At 50.0% G+C, this 1,030-nt stretch carries 1 protein-coding gene and 1 pseudogene; both read right to left on the bottom strand.

Annotation, left to right across the window (positions count from 1 at the left end; all coding sequences use genetic code 11):
* Window positions 1–569: pseudogene (fliI, locus tag R7Q48_RS24930) on the bottom strand (flagellum-specific ATP synthase FliI); the annotation flags it as partial.
* A gap of 3 nt (window positions 570–572) precedes the next feature.
* The coding region (locus R7Q48_RS24925; RefSeq protein WP_318132797.1) for a flagellar assembly protein FliH at window positions 573–1,030 on the bottom strand (458 nt) is incomplete at its 5' end.

The raw sequence follows: 1,030 nt of genomic DNA, 5'->3' as shown, positions 1-1,030 counted from the left end.
ACCACCACCACTTGCGCCGTAGTGCCTCGTGTCATCATGCCTAGCGTGACCGATTTACCCACACCAGAACCCGCAAACAAGCCAATACGCTGGCCTTTGCCTACCGTCAACAAACCGTTGATCGCTTTTAAGCCAACATCGAGTGGTTCAGAGATCGGTTTTCGTGCCAGTGGGTTGATGGGTTCCGCATTAAATGACGCACGGTGCTCAGTGTAAATCGGGCCAAGTCCATCCAGCGGATTGCCCACGCCATCAATAACGCGGCCAAGCAATTCCATACCAACAGGCAAACCTGCTTCGCTGGTTAATGGCGTCACTTTTGCACCGGGCAAAATACCGGTGATTTGCTCACTCGGCATCAAATACAAGTTGTCGCCAGAAAAACCAACCACTTCGGCTTCCATGTGACCAGACATGGTTTCAACCAAACATAGACTGCCGATCGGCGCACGACAGCCCGTTGCTTCTAAGGTCAAACCAACAACGCGCACCAATTTTCCAGAAGCGACCGGGCGCGTGGTTAAGCCTTCAACTTTGTAGTTTTTGAGGCGATCGGCCAAAGCTTGCATGGATTACTCGCCCTCTTGGTGACGGTTCGCGCCACAAAAGCTGTGCAACACACTCTTGATGCGCTCTTCCATGCGGTAGTTAATACTCGATTCGCCTGCTTCGATTTGCACATCGCCACGATTAAGTGATGGCTCAGAAACCAGTGTCCAGTTACGGCAATCTAAATCTTCTTCACCATACGCAGAGCGAATGATGACAACATCTTCAGGGTTGAGATGCAATGTGATTGGATGGCCAGAAATCGGCAGCGCTTCTACCGACTGCTTAACCGTATCGAGAATAATTTGTGGATTGGTTTGAACCTCGACATGCACCACTTCTTTGACTAAGCAGAGCACCATATCCACCAGCTGCTTTTCAACCTGAGCATTCATCAACTCCAAAGGTTGAGCAAACTGATTGGCCAAGTTCATAAAGGTTTCAACTTGCTGCTGAATGTATTCTTGCCCTGCAGTCACCC

Source organism: Vibrio sp. 378 (genome assembly GCF_033339435.1).
The sequence above is the reverse complement of the archived record's forward strand: the minus strand, read 5'-3'. Positions and strand labels throughout refer to the sequence as shown.